Source organism: Brachyspira sp., from assembly GCF_050873525.1.
Taxonomy (GTDB): Bacteria; Spirochaetota; Brachyspiria; order Brachyspirales; family Brachyspiraceae; genus Brachyspira.
Genome location: NZ_JBNMIZ010000025.1, coordinates 1 through 19,075 on the forward strand (window position 1 = coordinate 1; position 19,075 = coordinate 19,075).

Consider the following 19,075-nt stretch of genomic DNA (forward strand, 5'->3'; position numbering starts at 1 on the left):
ATTATAGAATAATAAATGGCAGTACTCAGGTAAACGCAGGTGAGGTAAACAAATTGCCACTACGGAGGAAATTATAAATGAAAAGAAAAGTTACTCATTACGAATATGATTGTCTAAATCAAGCCCTCGATATACTGCTAAGCATTGATATGCCCCCGGAATTAAAAAATCCAAGGAGTGTAATGGCGCTGACTGCATTAGCTGAGATATATCCAGGAAAAAAATGGCGGAATGCTTCTGAAGCTTATCATGGAACGCATTATATTGTAGACTTTATCAATACACATTTTCCCAACAAGGCAGGTCTTGATAGTTGCCCTTATGCAGAAAATTCAAGAGAAACATTCCGAAAATCAAATATAAACAATTTATAATAATACGGAATTTATTTTATGCAAAATCATAAAAAAATATTTATCATTATTTTATTTATATTTAATAGCTTTACTCTAAATGCAAATCTAAACGATATACTAAACGCTAAAAAAAATTATCAAATTTATTCAGGCAGTAATAACGAAAAAATTTTTAATGCCGTTCGATATATAAATAATAATTATTCAAAAGAAAAAATAAAAGCGCAAAATATATATTCCACTGCAAAAATAGATTTGTATTTGGAAAACGATTTGAAAGTAGAAGATAAAGAATTAAAAAATATTCTGCTTGAAACCATGAGAGTTTATGAAATGGAAGAATATTTATTCGGAAAACTCGAAGGCAAATTAATTTTGCTAATAATGGATATTAACGGAGGCTGGACTGGAGATAAACCTTATATGCAAGGCTATTCGATTTTAGACGGAATAGTAAACGAAGAAAAAAATATTATATTTTTGGATTATATAAACGGCTGGGAAAATATTGACTCGGTTGTAAATACAATAGCTCATGAACTTCAGCATGTCATACATTACGGCAAAATAAGAGAAAATAATAAATCTTTTGATATTTGGGTTGACGAGGCTTTATCGGAAACTGCCGTTATTTCTTATAGAGGCGCTTTGCCAAATAACAGATTAAATTATTATAATAACGATTCGATGTATTTGATTACGAAAGGAGATTATTTTATAAATTGGAGCGGAGGTTATACGGTTCATAAATATGCTACGGTTTCGCTTTTTATGTATTGGCTCGGGATTCATTCAAAAAACGGTTTTGAAATTTATAAAGATATTGCAAACGCTCCCGAAGAATATAGAGGAACTTATAAAGCGATTTTGTATGCGGCAAATAAAAATATAAAAGAATTTACGGATTGGAGCGAACTTTACGCGACTTGGTTAAAGGCAAATTATAATAACGATACTTCTGGTTTATACGGTTATAAAGGATTAATAAAAACAAAACCAAAAGTTATAACGACTGCATATAATTTTTCAATGTCGCCTGGTTCGGCTATTTATGTGCAAGGCGATTTTATGTCGGACGATAAACTTTTAAGATATGTCGAACTCGAAAACAATATTTATATAGTTTATAATCCCGATATTAACGCTAAAGGAAAAAACAGATATTTAATCGTCAATTCTTATTATTGAAAATATTTTATACTATTGACTTTTTTTATTAAAAATTATATTATTAATAATTATTCGATTCAGGTATAAAAGCTCCTAAATATATTAGGAAAGCCAAGCCCTGAATCTTTTTGTATTATGGATATTAAAGTCGCTGTTTTAGTAGATGGTTCTTTTTTTCTCAAAAGATATAAATATTATAGAAAAAAACTTGACCCTAATTTTATTTTTTCAAAATATAATGTTAAAAATGTAGTGAAAGATTTATACTCTATAGTCCTTGCAAGCAAGAATGAAAAAAGAAAAAAAAATGAAAATTATTGTTGTTATCTCTATAGATTATTTTTTTATGATTGTTTTCCATATGATAATAAGGAACATAACCCTAAAACTGGAAAAAGTATAGATTTTTCAAAAACAAAAGAATATGAATTTAAAATAGAATTATTTAACGAATTAAGAAAAAATAGAAAAGTTGCCTTAAGGCTTGGAAAATTAAAAAAACAATATGGATGGACTATAAAACCTTCTAAAATTGAAGATATAATAAAAAATATTAGGATAGAAAAAAATAATTTTTCAATTAAATTTGATGATTTAGCTGAAGAAGATTTTATTTTAAATTTAAAACAATCTGGAATTGATATGAAGATAGCCGTAGATATCTCTTCTTTATCATATAAAAATCTTGTTGATAAAATAGTTTTAATTTCTGGCGACAGCGACTTCGTGCCAGCATCAAAAATAGCAAGAAGAGAAGGTATAGATTTTATATTGAATCCTATGGGAAATCATATAGATACTTCGTTAGAGGAACATATTGACGGTTTGATAAATGAAAAACTTATTTTAAATATAGTAAAGAAAAATGAAAGAAATTAAATCTTATATAATAACTCAAAATAAAGAATATTTTTCTAAAAATTCTGAATATATAAAATTAAAAAATTCAAATATAAAAAAAATAATTAAAAACGGAAATATTATAAACGCGTTTTTATACGAAGAAGAAAAAAATAAACTTTACGGATATTACGAGATTGATTTAAATGATTTAGATAATTCCAAAAATAAAAAAAATAATGACGATTTCGCGCATATAAAAATAACCGACAATTATAAAAGAAGAAGAGGAATCTATTATAAATTAGAAAAAAAATATATTGATTTTTCTTTATTTGAAATTGACGATAAAACTTTTTTAAAATTAAAAAACGGACTTAATTTGTTAAACGAAAATATCTCTCAAACTTTTTTTTCATGCTCGATAGAAAAAGAATTGGAAGAAAACGATATATTTAAATATAAAGCGATAGAAACATCTCCGTCTCTTTATATAGCCGAGTATCAAAAAAAATTCGATTATCAAGCTTATAAAAGTATTTATAAAGAATATTTAAGATTATTAAAAACTTCAAATAGCGAAAACGATAATTCTGAAAAATTTATTGAAATCGGAAGTTATTTAACGAATATGCTTATTCCCGAAAAAGAATTTAGAAATCATTTGCTAAACGGTTTTAGAATAATTTATTTGCATCTTGACGAAAATACTTATAATATTCCTTGGGAAATTCTCGCTTACGATAAAAAATTTATTTCGGAAAAAATAATTTTTTCTTATACGAATGCAGTTAATATTTTGCCAAATAACGAAAAAAATAAAAATAATAATAAAATGGCTATAGTTTCGATTCCAGATGAAAATATAAAAAACGATAAAAAAGAAATTGAAATAATTAATTCGATTCAATTAAATTTAAATAAAGATATGAATATTGATTTATATAGAAAAGAGCATAATTATTTTGATTTTATTAAAGTTTTGGAAAATTACGATATTGTTCATATAATAACGCATGGATATTCTAACGGAATAAAATTGAGCGAAGATTATATATTAAATTCGATAAGCGCTTTGGAAAATCCGCCGTCTTTAGTTTTTATTAACGCCTGCAACATGGAAGAAAACGATAATAAACTTATTCAATCTTTGCTATCCGCGGGAGTAAGAACGGTAATATCTGGAACGGGAAGTTTGGCTGACGGAATTTATATTGATTTTATTGAAAGTTTTTATTCCAACTTATTTCATAAATATACGAGAATAAATACGGCGCAGGCTTATTATTTGGCTTATTTAGAAATTAAAGAATTTTACAACGGATTTATGCGCTATAGATTCAATGGAGTTCCCGCTTATGTTTAATAGATTTAGTAAAAAAATTATAATATATGTTTTGATAATATTTTTTATTTCATTTTTTTTGCTTCGTCCGAAAAACTATATAAAAAATATAAACGATATAAATTCTGCAAATACAGTTAATGAAACCGATAATACGATTAGAATATCTTCAATGTATAGAGCAAAATCATATAATTTGAGAATACAATATATTATCTTGCATTACACGGCTTTAAACGATGACCTTTCGATTAAAGTATTGACTTCGCGCGGAGTTTCTTCACATTATTTAATAACGACTAAAGAAGAAGAACCCATATACAGACTTGTCGAAGAAACCAACAGAGCTTGGCATGCGGGAATAACTATGTTTGACAATAGAGGAAACATAAACGACAGTTCTATAGGAATTGAAATAGTTAATCTGGGTTTTGCAAGAAAAGTTACAAATACTCCCGCTCAATTAAGAAGAATGACGAAAAGGCAGTTGGAAAACAGATATTTTCTTTCTTATGACGAATATATAGATTATGAAGAAAGTCAAATTAAAAAAGTCGCTTCTTTGCTAAAAAATATTACGGAAAAATATAATATAAAACCTTATAATATATTGGGACATTCCGATGTCGCTCCTTATAGAAAAATAGACCCCGGACCGAAATTCCCTTGGAAGAGATTATATGACGAATATAATTTGGGTTTTTGGTATGACGAAGAAGATTATAGAAAATTTTTATATGATAAAAAATTCAGAAGAGCTAAAATAAAAGACATTAAAGAAGAATTTATAAAATACGGTTATACGAGCATGCCGACAAATAATAGATGGGATTTTGAATCGAGAAAAGTTTTATATGTTTTTCAATGCCATTTTAGACCGAAAAAAATAGACGGAAATATCGACAATGAAACTTACGCGATTATAAGAGCTTTGAACGAAAAAGTTAAAAGAATTAATAAAGCGGAAGAATTGGAGAAGTTAACGAATACTTTTTTCACAAATATTTTTGTAAATAGAAATATTGTGAGCGATAAATATATAAAAAATTATTAATTCTTTCAAAAAGAACCGAAAACAATAATCGAGGGAATATCATGCGATATTCCCTTTTATTATGATAAAACTTAAAAATATATTAAAATAATTATTAAAAAAGTCAATCGTTAAAAAATATTTAAAATAAAAATTAAAAATTATTTCTATTTGCTATTGATATTTTATTTATTATTTTATATAATTATGTTGACTAATTTATTTGGGGTATAAAATGAAATATATAAAATATTTATTATTATTTATTTTAACTTGTTATATTTTTGCGCTAACTACGGAAGAAGAACAGCTATTCGAAGCTATAAACGAAAAAAATTCTCAAATGGTTTCTTCGCTAATAAATTCCGCTAATACGAATATAAATATTAATGTTTTGGATACGAACGGATATACTCCGATTCATAGGGCGATTTATAATAACGATTTGGCTACGGTTAATGAACTTTTGAAGAATACGAATTTAAATATAAATTCCAAACTTGATATGTCGGTTAATATAAACGGCTGGTATTTGGGAGGAGCTACTCCTTTGATTTTAGCCTCATATTTGGGATATACGAATATTGTTAAAACTTTGCTTGATAATAATGCCGATATAAAGGCGAAAGACGATATTGACGGAAGTATGGCGATTCATATTGCATCCGCCAACGGAAATGACGAAATTATAGAAATGCTGCTTTCAAAAGACGAAACCATAGTTAATGAAACCGACAATAAAGGAAACGCGCCTTTGCATTGGGCGGCAATGAAAGATAAACCCGAAACTATTAAACTTTTAGCCGAAAAAGGAGCGGATTTGGAATCAAAAGATGTGGACGGCTGGACTCCGCTTCATTACGCGTCCGCTTTTTCATCTCTTCAAACGGTTGAAACGCTCGTAAATCTTGGGGCTAATAAAGAAACTAGAGCGAACGATGGAAGCGTGGCTTTATCTTACGCTCAAAAAGAGGATGTTAAAAATTATTTGTCGGGCAAAGAAAATATTGAAAGAGCGACTGAAGAAAATACTATAAATAATGAAAATAATGAAGAAGACAAATCTCAAGCCGAATTATTGGAAGAGAAAAAAGAAGATAATGTTGAAAATCCGCCTATTCCTAATAACGAAGCGAGTTCAAAAGAAAATAATACGGATAACGAACTTGCTCCGCCTAAAGACGAAGATATTAATAAAAAAGAGTTGGATGTAAAACAGCTCGAACTTTTAGTAGCGATAAAAAATAACGATATAATAGCCGTTAATAATTTGTTAAAAGAAGGAGTTAATCCTAATTTTCAGGATGATGACGGTTTTTCTCCTTTGCATAGAGCGATAGAAAATAATAATTTGGATTTGGTTAAGGCTTTGCTTTCTTATAGAGATATAGATAAAGAAATAAAACTTCCTCGTGATACGACTGCTTCAAACGGATGGTATTTGGGAGGAGACACGCCTCTATTATACGCTTCATATATTGGAAATCCTCAAATAGTTTCTGCGCTTTTGGACGCTAATTGCAATATAAGAGCGAGAGACGATATAGACGGAGCTATGGCTATTCATATTGCCGCCGCTAACGGTAATAATGAAGTTATAAATTTATTATTAAATAAAGATAAAAATTTAATAAACGCGGTAGACAATAACGGAGAAGATACTCCTTTACATTGGGCTATTATGAAAAATCTTGATTCGACTACAGAATTGCTTTTAAGTCAGGGAGCGAATCCTAATCAAAAAAATTCTTCCGCTCAAACTCCTCTTCATTATGCGGCTATGTATGGAAACGCGAACGCCGTTAACATGTTGGTTGAAAAATATAATGTCGATAAAAATATGAAAGATAAAGACGGAAAAACGGCATCCGATTTGGCTAAAGAAAATAACTTTGATAAAATAGTCGCTTATTTAGGAGGTTCAAGTTCTACCGCTCCTGTCCGCGAAGATAATCAAAATAATAATATCGAGTATGACACTTACGGTTTGCCTGTGTATAAGAAGAAAAGGGATTTAACTAAAAAGTGGTGGATTTTTAGCAAGTAAAATATATACATAATTCAAAGACTTTCTATTTTTATTGAAGTAGAAAGTCTTTTTTATTTATATAAAAAATTAAATTTTTTAGAATAAATATTAACAAAAATTTTTTGAGTATTATACAATTTATTTAATATTTGAACGCCGACTAAAGTTTGCCGTTGGCTAGTTAGTCCAAAGTGGATAAAATTTTATTTTAAAATTAAACTTTATAAATAGTGGATTGCTTCAGGCTATCCCTTCGCAATGACGGGATAAATAATATTGAAATGACGGTGCAAAAATAATTGTCATTACGAGCGATAGCGAAGTAATCCAAATTTAGAATTCGTTAACATTTATAATAACAACAGGCTTTCGCTCTGCGTCCATTGACGACTGTCCGCCTTTGGCGTGGGATTAGCAAATTTTTTTTATTTAAACAGTTGACAAAAAATTCTAAATATTGTATAATTTACCCATAATTAACCGAAAGGAAAAATTTCGGAATTAAATCTATTTAACAAGGAGATAAATTCTCATGAAGAAACGAAACGAAACGAAAGGGTTATTATTATCTTTAATCAATAATCATTTCAAAACATTTCTAATCACATTATTATCATTAACATTATTATTTTCAATTAGCTGCAGTAATGAAGGAACTACAGGAGGCGGCGGAAATGACGGAGCGGATTCCGTTCCGACTTTTACGGGCTATCCCGCGACAGATTTAGTGGATGGTTATTATCAAGGAACTCTTTACTATAAATCCCATAGCATATCTGAAGACTTTCAATATAGTGGAACGACTAAAGAAGAATTTTTTGGAGCTGATGGAATTGATATTACAAGCGACAAAACATTTTATTTGAAAATCGCTAATAATAAATTAAAATGGGGAGAAAATGAACTAGAAATTGAAAGCGACACAACGATAGAAAAAGAAGCGTTAAAATCTGGTTCAGAATATGGCGCAACAATTGAAGATGGACAAATTAATGAACAAGGTAGTTATAAAGAGAGAAAAACCATAAAGTTTACTATCTCCGAAGACGGCAATACCATATCTATTACATATTTTGAAGGACAGTCAGCAGATATGAATGTAGAAGTTGATGACGATGGAAATACGACATATGCTAAATTGAGTTATGATGCTACTTATGAAGGAACTTTGAAAAAATATACTCCGACCCCAACACCGACTCCGTCAGGCAGTTAATTTGATAATATATAATTCTAATTCACGCGCTTAAACGGTTTATACTTAATTGTGTAATCCGTTTTTATTTTATAGCGCATTGTCATTGCTAATGTAATGAAGTAATCCGTATAATAATATTTAACCAAATTTGAAATTTTATAGTTTATACTTTATAATTAAATAATTAATTAAGTATAAAATAAAAAATTAAAATTATGAAAAATAAAATCGTTAAAAGAAAAGAGATAATTTTTGCAATAATAGTTTCGCTAATTTTGCATATATTCGTTTTTAGCTTTATAAATACTTCCATCGTAAAGTCGGTTTTCGCCTATGATAGAGCGAGCGAATTGGAAGAAAATATAAAAAAAGACGATTATATGTTTTTAGTAGAAACTCCCGATATTGAGGAAGAAGAAAATAAAGAAGAAACTCCTTTCGCTTCCGATAAATCTTTAATATCGAGAGGACTTGCAAATGTTAATCCTTCGAGGACTTTTTCGGATACTTCGGTATTTTCGTTTTTCGGAGACGGAGCGAATAGTCCGATTGTTGAAAGAAGACAAAATATTTCGCCGAATAATAATAACAACAATATAAAAAGAAACGAATTGGGTGAAGATATAAGCCGAGAAAATGTCGAAACTTATAAACCTAAAAATCCCGGAATAAAAGGCGATACAAAAATTCCCGCGTCTTTTGAGGACGGAGCGGATAGGGCTGTCGTTCTTTCGAGTCGAACGGGAGGCATTCAGCTTGGAACGAAAGCTCAGGAATATTTTTGGTATTTTTATTCTTTGGTAGGTTCTATAAGAGATTCTTGGTATTTGACGATTCCGAATCAGGCGCATTATTTGGGACTTTTAAGAACGGACGAAGTTGAAGTTTTAATTTCTGTAGACGAAGAAGGAAATATTATATTTGAAAAGTTTTTGAAGAAATCACAAATCGGACAAAACAGTTTGGACAATTCATGCTCGAAGGCGATAGAATACGCTAAAAAATTGAAACCGCCTCCTCAAGGTTTGCTTAGAGATTATGCGGAAAATGGAAAAATTTACATACCGTTTAAATTTATATATCAAAATTTTGCTAGAGAATAAAAAAGACATTCCTTATAAAAGAAATGCCTTTATAATTTTATTTTTTAATTACCAAGTAGCTATAAACGAACCTTTGAAATTATTGGCGTAAATCTCTTTCATCATATCGGATTTATAGGCTTTTATAATTTTTTGAAATACAGGATTATCTTTATCTTCCCTTCTTGCGGCTATTAGATTAACAAACGAATTTCCATTATATATCGTAGGGTCGTCTTTAAATATATAGTCGGTTCCAGGATTTAAACCGAAATCTATTGCCACATGACTATTTATAACAGCGCATGACACTTCTGGTAAATATGTTGGCACAGAACCGATTTCAACGGGCAATATATCCAAATTTAAAGGATTTTCTATTACATCAAAAAGACTTGGAGAGTCTCCCGCTTCTGGACGAACTTTTATTAATCCCGCAGCTTCCAATACTTTTAAGGCTCTTCCCTCGTTAGAAGGGTCGTTAGGAATTGCAACTTTATCTCCGTTTTTAACCTCGCTCACATTTGAAATTTTTTGAGAATAGATATTCATAACCGTTATAAATGTGTCGGCTATAGGAACTATATCGTATCCATTATTTGAAACTTCGTCTTCAAAGTAGGCATGATGCTGAAAAGCGTTTAAATCTATATCTCCGTTATTCAAAGCCTGATTTGGCATTCTGGTATCGGCAAAAGAAACTAATTCTATAATTATTCCTTCGTTAGATAATTTTGAAGCCAAAGGATTCCAAATTTGATAATGAGCGTCCGTATAAAAACCAACTCTAACAACTTCGTTATCTTTGCTTGAAGAAGATTTTCCGCATGAGATAATTACAAGAATACTTAATAATGCAATTATCAATCTATTTATCATTTTAATTCTCCTATTAATTTTGAATAATTTTTATTCCAAAATTTTATTTCCAAGCTGGCAAATAAGAACCTTTATAATTATTAGAGTAAACTTCTTCGACTAAATCCGATTGATATGTCTCTATAATTTTTTTAAATATAGGATTGTCCTTATCTTCCGTTCTTGCCGCTATCAAATTTACGAACGCATTACCGCTATAAATCGAAGGGTCGTCTTTAAATATATAATCCGTTCCAGGATTTAAACCGAAATCTATTGCCACATGTCCGTTTATAACCGCGCATGCAACTTCTGGTAAATATGATGGCACAGAACCGATTTCAACGGGCAATATATCCAATTCTAAAGGATTTTCTATTATATCGGATACGCTTGGCAAATCTCCAGCTTCTGGACGAACTTTTATTAATCCCGCCGCTTCCAATACTTTTAAAGCTCTTCCCTCGTTGGAAGGGTCGTTAGGAATTGCAACTTTATCGCCTCTTTTAATCTCGCTTACATTAGAAATATTTTGAGAATAAATATTCATTGCCGAAATATAAGTATCGGCTATAGCAACTATATCGTATCCCAAATTTGAAACTTCGTCATCAAGATAAGCGTGATGCTGAAAAGCGTTCAAATCTATATCTCCGTTATTCAAAGCCTGATTCGGCATTCTTGTGTTGGCAAAAGCTACCAATTCTATACTTATTCCTTCGTTAGATAATTTTGAAACTATAGGCGTCCAAATTTGATATTCCGAGTCGGTATAAAAACCTACTCGAACAACTTCGTTATTTTCGTTTGAATACGATTTACCGCATGATATAATTACAAAAATACTTAATAATGCAATTATCAAAATATTTAAAATTTTATTATTCATTTTAATTCTCCTTTATTTTAATATTTTTTAATTTCTAAAATTTTATTTCCATTATTTCCAAGTAGGCAAATAAGAACCTTTGAAATTATTGGCGTAAACTTCTTCGACAATATCCGATTGATAAGTTTCGATTACTTTTTTGTATAATTCGTTATCTTTATCTTTCGTTCTTGCCGCTATCAAATTTACGAAAGATTTTCCGCTATAAATCGCAGGGTCGTCTTTAAATATATAATCCGAACCTGGATTCAAACCGAAATCTATCGCGTAATTTCCGTTTATAACCGCGCAAGCCACATCGGGAAGTAAACTGTATATTCCGCCCGCTTCAACTTCGACTATATCCAAATTTAAAGGATTTTCTATTATGTCCGAAACGCTCGGAGTATCTCCCGCTTCCGCTCGAACTTTTATTAATCCCGCAGCTTGCAATACTTTCAATGCTCTTCCTCCGTTTGAAGGGTCGTTAGGAATTGCAACTTTATCTCCTCTTTTAACCTCGCTTACATTTGAGATTTTTTGAGAATAGATATTCATTGCCGAGATATAAGTATCTGCTATTGCGATTAAATCGTAGCCCTTATTTGACACTTCATCGTTGAAATAGGCATAATGCTGAAAAGCGTTCAAATCAATCTCTCCGTCATTTAAAGCCTGATTCGGAATCGTATAATCGGAGAAAGTATATAATTCTACCGTTATACCTTCGTTGGATAATTTTGAAACTATAGGATTCCAAATTTGATAATCCGAGTCTCCCGCAAATCCAACTCTTACAACCTTGTCTTTGTCTCCTCCGCTATTTGAAGAAGAACCTTCGCCGCATGATACGATTACAAAAATTGAAAAAACTGTAATCAATGCAACTGCCAAAATGTTTAAAACTTTTTTCATCTTAATTTCTCCTTTGAATGAAAATTTTAAAATTTATTTAAATTATTTTTTTAGCTATTTTATTTATTTTTTAACTATGCTTTTTATAAAATCTACCGCTATATCCGTAGCCAATTCCATATCATTTGAAAAACTATGGTTTTCTCCTTCGATTGGATATAATGTTCCGTTTTTATATATGTCTCTATATTTTTCTCCATAACTGTATGGAACTAATTCGTCCATCGTGCCATGTATTATGCAAACGGGTCCTTCATATTGAGCCGCCGTTTCGTAAATATTAAGCGTTTGAGCGGTTTTAATATAATCGCTTCCTATTTTGTTATTATTAAATTCTATATATTCTGGTATGTTATTAGTATTAAAAGCTTGTCCTAAAATAATTCCGCCTTTTGAAGCGTCTTCAATAATTCCAGCTGGAGCCATTAAAACTATACTTTGAATATTATTCTTCAATTCTCCTCCAAACATAGAAGCGACAACTCCGCCTTGCGAATGCCCTAATAACGAGATGCCGTTTACAAAATTTAAACTTTTTACATATTCATATACAGCCCGAGCGTCTTCGATTTCTTTAGGAACAGTCATATCTATAAATTCGCCTTCGCTTTCTCCATGTCCGTTAAAATCAAATCGTATTGAAGCTATTCCTTCTGACTGCAATTTATCGGCTAATATTATGAATATTGGTCTTTCTTTAAAAGATGTTATTCCATGCATGATAATAACTATTGGACATTTTTCATTTTCAGGTAAATCTGGAGTTTGCAAAATCGCTGATAGATTTCCTACCGAGCCTTTAATTTGAATAGGTTTGCTTTCAAAATTTATTTTAAAATTATTATCTTTCTCTTTGCATGAAATAACAGCAAAAAATATTATTGTTAAAACCGTTAGTATATTTTTCATTTTAATTTTTCCTTTGTTTGTTTATTTAAAATTTATTTCCAAGCTGGCAAATAAGCGCCTTTAAACTCTTCTTCGTAAACTTTTTCAACTTCGGGAGAATGATAGGCGTCCACAATTCTTTTATATATTTCGTTATCTTTATCTTCAGTTCTTGAAGCTATTAAACAAACATACATATTATTATTATATATTCTTGGATTATCTTGAAATATAAAATCTGCACCAGGATTAAGTCCGAAATCCAAAGCGTAATTACAGTTTATAACGGCGCATGCAACATCTGGAAGCAAACTATATATACTGCCCGCTTCGACTTCGACTATATCCAAATTCAAAGGATTTTCGCCTATATCGGAAACTTCGGGATTGTCTGGCGCGTTATCTCTAAGTTTTATTAATCCCGCCGCTTGCAATACTTTTAAGGCTCTTCCTCCGTTTGAAGGGTCGTTAGGAATTGCAACTTTATCTCCGTTTTTCACTTCGCTTACATTTGAAATTTTTTGAGAATAAATATTCATTGCGGATATATAAGTCACTCCTAATATAGACAAATTATAACCTTTAGTATAGGTTTCATTATAAAAATAAGCATGATGTTGAAAAGCGTTCAAATCTATATCTCCGTCATTAAGCGCCTGATTAGGAATAGAATAATCGGCAAACGAAACAAGCTCCACATTTATTCCTTCTTTGGACAATTTTTCCTGAATTGGTTTCCATATAGCTCTATCGGATTCTCCAACATGTCCTACTTTTACCGTTATGCTATCTTTATTTTTACTCGAGCATGCGGTAAAGAAGACTGCCGTAAATACAGCCAATATAAATAATATTTTTTTGTTAAAACTATTTTTTAATATCATTAGTTTCTCCTTAAATTTTATTTTTTTATTTTTAATTTTTTAAATTAATCGCCTTATTGCCTTTACCAAACCGCTATATAAGCGCCTTTAAAATCCGTAGCGTAAATTTGTTTCACTTCATCGGATTGATACGCTTCGACTATTTTCTTTAATGTTTCGTTATCTTTATCTTCCGTTCTTGCCACTATTACATTTATATAACCGTTTCCAGAATAATTTGCAGGATTATCTTCAAATATTGCATCTTGACTTGGATTAAGTCCGAAACTTAAAGCAAAATTACAATTAATAACCGCGCAAGCTACATCGGGAAGCAAGCTGTATATACTGCCAGCGTCCACTTCGACTATATTCAAATTCAAAGGATTATCAATTATATCCGATACTGACGGATTGGCTATACTTCTATCTCTAATATTTATTAATCCCGCAGCTTCCAATACTTTTAAAGCTCTTCCTCCGTTTGAAGGGTCGTTTGGAATTGCTATTTTATCTCCGTTTTTCACTTCGCTTACATTAGAAATATTTTGAGAGTATATATTCATAGCCGCTAAACAAGTGTCGGCTATTGCGGTTAATTTATAGTCTTTTGTTTTTATTTCATTATCAAAAAATGCATGATGCTGAAAAGCGTTCAAATCTATATCTCCGTCATTTAAAGCCTGATTAGGCAAAAGATAATCGGCAAAAGTTATAAGTTCTATTTCTATTCCGTCTGCAGAAACTTTATTTTTAACTTCCTGCCAAATTACTCTATCCGAATCTCCTATAATTCCAATTCTAACTTTATTATCAGATTTTTCCCCGCAGGAGATTAATAATATGGCGCTTATAAAAAATATAATTATTTTCTTCATGTTTAATCCTTTTTCTTTATTAATTTATTTTTTATTTTTTATAAATTATTTACTAAAAAATTTGACTTAAATCATATATTATAAAAAATAAAATTGCAAATATAATTTTAAATATTCTTTTGATTATCACATACTCAAAGCTAATTTATAATTTTCGCTCATGAATTTGCAGGAATTATCGAATAATTTTTTTTCTTCTTCCGTCATGTTAAGTTCGATTATTTCTTCGACTCCGTCTTTTCCCAAAACCGCTGGAACGCTCGCGTAAACATCTTTTTGTCCGTATTCTCCATTTAAATAAACCGATACTGGCAAAATTCTATGCTCGTTGCAAATTATGGCTCGGACGATTTCGGCAAGCGAAGAACCTATTCCAAATTCCGTAGAACCTTTTCCCTCGAATACTTCCCAGCCTCCTCTTCTTCCTTTTTCGGCTATTTTATTTAAATCAAGTTTTCCGTATTTTTCGGGTTTTTCTTTCATTAATTCAAATAAAGGTTTTCCCGCTATTGATACCGTTGACCAAGCAACCATTTGACTTTCGCCATGCTCTCCCAAAGAATATGCGCAAATTGATTTTTGGTCTATATTTATTTCTTCCGATAACGCTCTTCGCAGTCTTGCCGAGTCTAAAGTAGTGCTTGTCGATATTATTCTTTTATAATCATAATTTAATTTATTTTGAATATAATGAGTAATCACATCGGCGGGATTCGATATATTTATTATTATTCCAGAGAATTTAGTTTTTTTAATATTTGAAATCACATCTTTCATAACGGCTATCGTATCGCCCAAAGTGTCCATTCTTGTTTGAGATAAGTCTTTTGGCAAAGGTCCTGCGCATATAACCATAATATCGGCATCGTCAATGTCGCCATAATCTCCAGCTCTAACCACTATTCTATGCGGAAGATAAACCACAGAATCGAATATATCCAGCGCTTGAGAGAAAGCTTTTTTCTTGTCAATATCTATATAAATAATATTTTCAACCAAACCTTGAGAAGCTAAAGCGTATCCTGCATGCGAGCCGACATGTCCCGCTCCGATTATTGCTATTTTTCTTTCTTTAATGTTATTCATAAAATTTATTCCTTCTTTACTTTAAAAAATTAAATTAAAAAATCTTAAATAAAAAATTAATGAGTCGCTTTTTTGACTATAAAATTTCCTATAGCCTGTATTATTCCAACCAATATTACCAAAAGTATAACGGAAACATATATTATATCCAATTTATTTCTATAATATCCCGATTGAATAGCGTAAGTTCCGAGTCCACCCGCTCCAACCGCTCCCGCCATTGCCGTTAAACTTATTAAACTTATCGCCGTTATCGTAGTTCCTCTCGCTATTGGAGCTATACTTTCTTTTAAATATACTCTAAAAATTATAGCGATTGGAGAAGAACCCATTGACTGCGCCGCCTCGATTAATCCAGAATCTACTTCCGATAAAGCGCTTTCCATCTGTCTTGCGAAAAACGGAACAGTTCCGAATATCAATGGAATTATCGCTCCTTTCACTCCGATTGCCGTTCCCATAATGAACCTTGTTAATGGAACGAGCATTGCAAGAAGAATAATGAAAGGAATAGCTCTGAAGAAATTAATAACTTTACTTAATATTTCGTATATTATTTTATTTTCGAGTATTCCGTATTTTTTTGTAACTACCAAAAGTATTCCGAAGAAACCGCCTATAAAAAACGATATTACTCCCGATTGTATAAGCATTATAAATGTTTGAATTATGCTGTCGTAAAGTTTTGGCAAATCGCCCATAACATTTGGAATTAATTTATTAAGAATTTCTTGCATCTAATATTACCTCCACATCAATATTTTTTTCTTGCAAAAATATAATCGCTTTTTTTATTCCGTCTATTTCAAGTTCATGCATTATAACCACCAAGCCTCCCAAATGGCTGTCGTCCACAACTTCCACATTGGCAAAAATGATATTAATATCGACATTATATTCTCTTGAAATATGCGAAACCATCGGCTCGACTACATTTCCTTTTTTATATCTTAATCGAACTATGCATTCGTTGGGTTTAAGTTTTGTGAGTTCGTCATTTTCTTCCACTAAAGAATATATTTTCGATACATTTGAAGTAGTGTCTATAAATTCTTTAGTTATTTGATTTTTTGGAGCGGAAAATACATCAAATATATTTCCTTCTTCTATTAAAACTCCTTTATTCATAACGGCGACTCTATGGCATAATTCTTTAACTACATTCATTTCATGCGTTATAACGACTATAGTAAGACCTAAAGTTTCGTTTAATTTTTTCAATAATTTTAATATCGAGCTTGTGGTTTGAGGGTCGAGCGCGCTTGTAGCTTCATCGCATAAAAGTATATTCGGTTCGTTGGCGAGCGCCCTTGCAATTGCAACTCTCTGTTTTTGTCCGCCGCTTAACTGCGAAGGATAGGCAAACGCTTTTTCTTTTATATCAACGAGTTCGAGTAAAGACATAACTTTTTTTTCAATTTCTCTTTTCGACAAACCTCTATATCTTAACGGATAGGCGACATTTTTGAATACGGTTCTTGACGCAAATAAATTGAACTGCTGAAATATCATTCCTATTTTTTTTCTTTTTTCTCTTAACTGCCCGTTCGATAAAGAAGTCATTTCTACATCGTCTATATAAACATGCCCAGAAGTCGGACGCTCCAAAAGATTAATGCATCTAACGAGAGTGGATTTGCCAGCTCCAGAAAAACCTATTATGCCGTATATTGAGCCAGTTTCAATTTTTAGCGAAACATCGTTTACGGCGTTAAGTTTTTTATTATTTTCGGTTGTAAAAATTTTACTAACATTTTCTAAAACAATCATTTTTAATTTATCTTCTCTAAATTTTAAATTTAATTATAATTTTTTAATGGTAGATTATACTATTTATAATATTTCTGTCAAATATAGAATTAAAATACTTTTTATTATAATTCAAACTTTTATTTGCAATTTTTTATGTTAAATGGTAAAATTTTATTTATAATATTATAGGGGTAGAACTTTGACTTGCAATATATGTCGTAAAGAAAAAGCGGTTTTGCATATTACCGAACAAATAGGAAAAGAATTTGAAAAAATAAGCGTCTGTAAAAAATGCGAACAAGAATTAAGAATCGTAGAAAAATGTTTGGAAGATAACGACAATAAATTATTTTCCGTATTGCCGAAATTACCAAGCCGTAAATCCATCGCAATAAAAAAAATCGGTAAAAAAAAGAATTATAAAAAAACTTGTAATGTATGCGGATATTCTTTAAATGATTTTTTAATTACAAAGAATGTCGCCTGCCCGAAATGTTATGATAGTTTCGGAGCTTTCGCTGGTAAAATAGTAAAGAAAATTCATCATGCAAATAAACATATAGGAAAAATCTCAAACAGAAATTTATCGAACGAAGATATAGAAAAAGAAATTTCAAAACATAAAGACAATATGGAACTCCTTAAAAAAATGGAGAAATACGAAGAGGCTAACGAATTAAAAAAGAAAATAAAAAATTTGAACGAAGTTTTAATTTCTAAAAAGTCCGAAAAAATAGAAGAAAAAATATAAATGAAGAATATGATTTCTGATAAAAATATAGCAAATTGGATTTTTACTAAAGGTTCTGAAGACAATATCGTTTTATATTCAAAAGTTTCGATATATAGAAATTTAGAAAATATAAGATTTCATCATCATATGGACAAAAACGAATACGATAAAGTCGATTCTATTTTGCAAAAAAATATTGAAGATTTGAAACTCAATTTGACTAAAATAAAATTAGCCGATATTAAACCTTGCGATATAAGGATACTTAAAGAAAATCTCACGATTCCAAAAAAAAGAAATTTATTAAACGCCACTTTATATACGAACTCCGAAGAATCAACTTCTATACTTATAAATTCAAACGAACATTTGGAAATACAAACTATAGCAAGAGGACTCGAGTTAAACGATTGCTTTAAAACGGCTTACGATATAGAAAATAAACTTGACGAAAAAATAGATTTCGCATTTGATAAAAAATTTGGATATTTGACAAGCTCGCCACACAAAATAGGAACTGCAATTAATTTAACTGTCGCAATTTCAATCCCAGCGATTCTTTGGAAAACTCCCGAAAATATAGATTATTTTATAAATAAATTTTCAAAATTAGGTTTCTATTTATCATTATTATCAATAGGCAAAAAAAATCTTCCAATAATAACGATAACAAATAAAGTTATGATTGGAATTAAAGAAAAAGATATTTTGAAAAAAACGCTCGAGATAGTTCATGATATTTTAGATAAAGAAAAAAATATAAGAAAGAGAATTAAAAAACTTGATAAAATTAAAGTCGAAGACAGAATATACAGAAGCAAGGCAATATTATCTTCGGCAAAGATTCTAAATTACGGCGAACTTATAAAATATAGTTTTTGGTTAAGAATGGGATTATATTACGACTTATTGAAAGATATTGAACTTGACAATTTATATTATATGATTTTTGCCGCTAAAAATAATCATCTTCAAATTCAAAATATTAACGGCAATAGAGAAAAAAATATTAATGAAATAAGAGCGAATTTGATTAGAGAGATTTTGAATTTGTAAATTTGTCATTACGAGCATTTGAAAAATACGAAGCAATCCACTTTGTATAAAATTTATTTATTAACGAAATTAAATTATAAAAGTTTAATTTTAATAAATTTAGATTACTTTGCTATCTATCGTAA

Annotated in this window: 19 protein-coding genes; 10 read left to right on the forward strand and 9 right to left on the reverse strand. The window is 30.3% G+C overall.

All coding sequences use genetic code 11. The annotated features are described in order from the left end of the window. The first annotated feature begins 77 nt into the window (after window positions 1-77). From ACR0QS_RS03255 to ACR0QS_RS03290, 8 genes are all read left to right on the forward strand, one after another. The gene (locus ACR0QS_RS03255) at window positions 78-374 is read left to right on the forward strand and encodes a hypothetical protein (RefSeq protein ID WP_432632020.1); all 297 of its coding nucleotides are present in this window, start codon (window positions 78-80) and stop codon (window positions 372-374) included. An 18-nt stretch (window positions 375-392) separates the two neighbouring features. Beyond that, window positions 393-1,544, forward strand: a complete 1,152-nt coding sequence (locus tag ACR0QS_RS03260; protein ID WP_432632021.1) for a peptidase M30, hyicolysin — start codon at window positions 393-395, stop codon at window positions 1,542-1,544. 117 nt (window positions 1,545-1,661) lie between these two features. Then, window positions 1,662-2,405: an NYN domain-containing protein gene (locus ACR0QS_RS03265; RefSeq protein WP_432632022.1), complete on the forward strand. Its 744-nt coding sequence runs from the start codon at window positions 1,662-1,664 to the stop codon at window positions 2,403-2,405. Beyond that, window positions 2,392-3,732, forward strand: coding sequence for a CHAT domain-containing protein (locus ACR0QS_RS03270; protein WP_432632023.1), 1,341 nt, complete (start codon window positions 2,392-2,394; stop codon window positions 3,730-3,732). Before ACR0QS_RS03265 ends, ACR0QS_RS03270 begins: the two co-directional genes overlap by 14 nt. Further along, on the forward strand, window positions 3,725-4,765 hold the full coding sequence (locus ACR0QS_RS03275; protein WP_432632024.1) for an N-acetylmuramoyl-L-alanine amidase: 1,041 nt from the start codon (window positions 3,725-3,727) through the stop codon (window positions 4,763-4,765). The genes ACR0QS_RS03270 and ACR0QS_RS03275 overlap by 8 nt, the downstream gene beginning before the upstream one ends. A gap of 214 nt (window positions 4,766-4,979) precedes the next feature. Beyond that, entirely contained in the window at window positions 4,980-6,791 is a 1,812-nt protein-coding gene (locus tag ACR0QS_RS03280; protein WP_432632025.1) for an ankyrin repeat domain-containing protein, read from the forward strand. Window positions 6,792-7,305: 514 nt separating this feature from the next. Continuing rightward, window positions 7,306-7,989 carry a hypothetical protein gene (locus ACR0QS_RS03285; RefSeq protein ID WP_432632026.1) on the forward strand — a complete coding sequence of 228 codons (684 nt, stop codon included), beginning with the start codon at window positions 7,306-7,308 and terminating at the stop codon, window positions 7,987-7,989. Window positions 7,990-8,186: 197 nt separating this feature from the next. After that, window positions 8,187-9,074, forward strand: coding sequence for an energy transducer TonB family protein (locus ACR0QS_RS03290; protein ID WP_432632027.1), 888 nt, complete (start codon window positions 8,187-8,189; stop codon window positions 9,072-9,074). Window positions 9,075-9,122: 48 nt separating this feature from the next. Here ACR0QS_RS03290 and ACR0QS_RS03295 read toward each other — a convergent pair whose 3' ends face one another. The 9 genes from ACR0QS_RS03295 to ACR0QS_RS03335 all read right to left on the reverse strand — a co-directional run bounded on the left by ACR0QS_RS03295 (window position 9,123) and on the right by ACR0QS_RS03335 (window position 17,179). Further along, window positions 9,123-9,932, reverse strand: a complete 810-nt coding sequence (locus ACR0QS_RS03295; RefSeq protein ID WP_432632028.1) for a MetQ/NlpA family ABC transporter substrate-binding protein — start codon at window positions 9,930-9,932, stop codon at window positions 9,123-9,125. A gap of 43 nt (window positions 9,933-9,975) precedes the next feature. Next, window positions 9,976-10,788: a MetQ/NlpA family ABC transporter substrate-binding protein gene (locus tag ACR0QS_RS03300; RefSeq protein ID WP_432632038.1), complete on the reverse strand. Its 813-nt coding sequence runs from the start codon at window positions 10,786-10,788 to the stop codon at window positions 9,976-9,978. A 63-nt stretch (window positions 10,789-10,851) separates the two neighbouring features. Then, entirely contained in the window at window positions 10,852-11,694 is an 843-nt protein-coding gene (locus tag ACR0QS_RS03305) for a MetQ/NlpA family ABC transporter substrate-binding protein (protein ID WP_432632029.1), read from the reverse strand. 63 nt (window positions 11,695-11,757) lie between these two features. Then, complete coding sequence (locus ACR0QS_RS03310; RefSeq protein ID WP_432632030.1) at window positions 11,758-12,603, reverse strand: alpha/beta hydrolase; 846 nt, start codon at window positions 12,601-12,603, stop codon at window positions 11,758-11,760. A gap of 32 nt (window positions 12,604-12,635) precedes the next feature. Then, window positions 12,636-13,466 (reverse strand): MetQ/NlpA family ABC transporter substrate-binding protein, encoded by an 831-nt coding sequence (locus ACR0QS_RS03315; protein ID WP_432632031.1) that lies wholly within the window; start codon window positions 13,464-13,466, stop codon window positions 12,636-12,638. A gap of 62 nt (window positions 13,467-13,528) precedes the next feature. After that, entirely contained in the window at window positions 13,529-14,323 is a 795-nt protein-coding gene (locus ACR0QS_RS03320; RefSeq protein ID WP_432632032.1) for a MetQ/NlpA family ABC transporter substrate-binding protein, read from the reverse strand. A 126-nt stretch (window positions 14,324-14,449) separates the two neighbouring features. Beyond that, the gene (locus ACR0QS_RS03325) at window positions 14,450-15,409 is read right to left on the reverse strand and encodes an L-lactate dehydrogenase (RefSeq protein ID WP_432632033.1); all 960 of its coding nucleotides are present in this window, start codon (window positions 15,407-15,409) and stop codon (window positions 14,450-14,452) included. Window positions 15,410-15,465: 56 nt separating this feature from the next. After that, on the reverse strand, window positions 15,466-16,146 hold the full coding sequence (locus tag ACR0QS_RS03330; protein ID WP_432632034.1) for a methionine ABC transporter permease: 681 nt from the start codon (window positions 16,144-16,146) through the stop codon (window positions 15,466-15,468). After that, window positions 16,130-17,179: a methionine ABC transporter ATP-binding protein gene (locus ACR0QS_RS03335; RefSeq protein WP_432632035.1), complete on the reverse strand. Its 1,050-nt coding sequence runs from the start codon at window positions 17,177-17,179 to the stop codon at window positions 16,130-16,132. The genes ACR0QS_RS03330 and ACR0QS_RS03335 overlap by 17 nt, the downstream gene beginning before the upstream one ends. 181 nt (window positions 17,180-17,360) lie before the next feature. Here ACR0QS_RS03335 and ACR0QS_RS03340 point away from each other — a divergent pair, with 181 nt between their 5' ends. Both ACR0QS_RS03340 and ACR0QS_RS03345 read left to right on the forward strand, forming a co-directional pair. Beyond that, window positions 17,361-17,912 (forward strand): excinuclease ABC subunit B, encoded by a 552-nt coding sequence (locus ACR0QS_RS03340; protein ID WP_432632036.1) that lies wholly within the window; start codon window positions 17,361-17,363, stop codon window positions 17,910-17,912. Between the two features lie 9 nt (window positions 17,913-17,921). Then, window positions 17,922-18,950, forward strand: coding sequence for a guanido phosphotransferase (locus ACR0QS_RS03345; RefSeq protein ID WP_432632037.1), 1,029 nt, complete (start codon window positions 17,922-17,924; stop codon window positions 18,948-18,950). The last annotated feature ends 125 nt before the right edge of the window (window positions 18,951-19,075 follow it).

What these genes read in the sequence shown, in the direction of transcription:
- ACR0QS_RS03305 (WP_432632029.1), bottom strand. Translation starts at nt 11,694, where the DNA reads ATGAAAAAAGTTTTAAACATTTTGGCAGTTGCATTGATTACAGTTTTT.
- ACR0QS_RS03275 (WP_432632024.1), top strand. Translation starts at nt 3,725, where the DNA reads ATGTTTAATAGATTTAGTAAAAAAATTATAATATATGTTTTGATAATA.
- ACR0QS_RS03280 (WP_432632025.1), top strand. Translation starts at nt 4,980, where the DNA reads ATGAAATATATAAAATATTTATTATTATTTATTTTAACTTGTTATATT.
- ACR0QS_RS03320 (WP_432632032.1), bottom strand. Translation starts at nt 14,323, where the DNA reads ATGAAGAAAATAATTATATTTTTTATAAGCGCCATATTATTAATCTCC.
- ACR0QS_RS03330 (WP_432632034.1), bottom strand. Translation starts at nt 16,146, where the DNA reads ATGCAAGAAATTCTTAATAAATTAATTCCAAATGTTATGGGCGATTTG.
- ACR0QS_RS03265 (WP_432632022.1), top strand. Translation starts at nt 1,662, where the DNA reads ATGGATATTAAAGTCGCTGTTTTAGTAGATGGTTCTTTTTTTCTCAAA.
- ACR0QS_RS03310 (WP_432632030.1), bottom strand. Translation starts at nt 12,603, where the DNA reads ATGAAAAATATACTAACGGTTTTAACAATAATATTTTTTGCTGTTATT.
- ACR0QS_RS03290 (WP_432632027.1), top strand. Translation starts at nt 8,187, where the DNA reads ATGAAAAATAAAATCGTTAAAAGAAAAGAGATAATTTTTGCAATAATA.
- ACR0QS_RS03295 (WP_432632028.1), bottom strand. Translation starts at nt 9,932, where the DNA reads ATGATAAATAGATTGATAATTGCATTATTAAGTATTCTTGTAATTATC.
- ACR0QS_RS03270 (WP_432632023.1), top strand. Translation starts at nt 2,392, where the DNA reads ATGAAAGAAATTAAATCTTATATAATAACTCAAAATAAAGAATATTTT.
- ACR0QS_RS03260 (WP_432632021.1), top strand. Translation starts at nt 393, where the DNA reads ATGCAAAATCATAAAAAAATATTTATCATTATTTTATTTATATTTAAT.
- ACR0QS_RS03285 (WP_432632026.1), top strand. Translation starts at nt 7,306, where the DNA reads ATGAAGAAACGAAACGAAACGAAAGGGTTATTATTATCTTTAATCAAT.
- ACR0QS_RS03315 (WP_432632031.1), bottom strand. Translation starts at nt 13,466, where the DNA reads ATGATATTAAAAAATAGTTTTAACAAAAAAATATTATTTATATTGGCT.
- ACR0QS_RS03345 (WP_432632037.1), top strand. Translation starts at nt 17,922, where the DNA reads ATGATTTCTGATAAAAATATAGCAAATTGGATTTTTACTAAAGGTTCT.
- ACR0QS_RS03255 (WP_432632020.1), top strand. Translation starts at nt 78, where the DNA reads ATGAAAAGAAAAGTTACTCATTACGAATATGATTGTCTAAATCAAGCC.
- ACR0QS_RS03335 (WP_432632035.1), bottom strand. Translation starts at nt 17,179, where the DNA reads ATGATTGTTTTAGAAAATGTTAGTAAAATTTTTACAACCGAAAATAAT.
- ACR0QS_RS03325 (WP_432632033.1), bottom strand. Translation starts at nt 15,409, where the DNA reads ATGAATAACATTAAAGAAAGAAAAATAGCAATAATCGGAGCGGGACAT.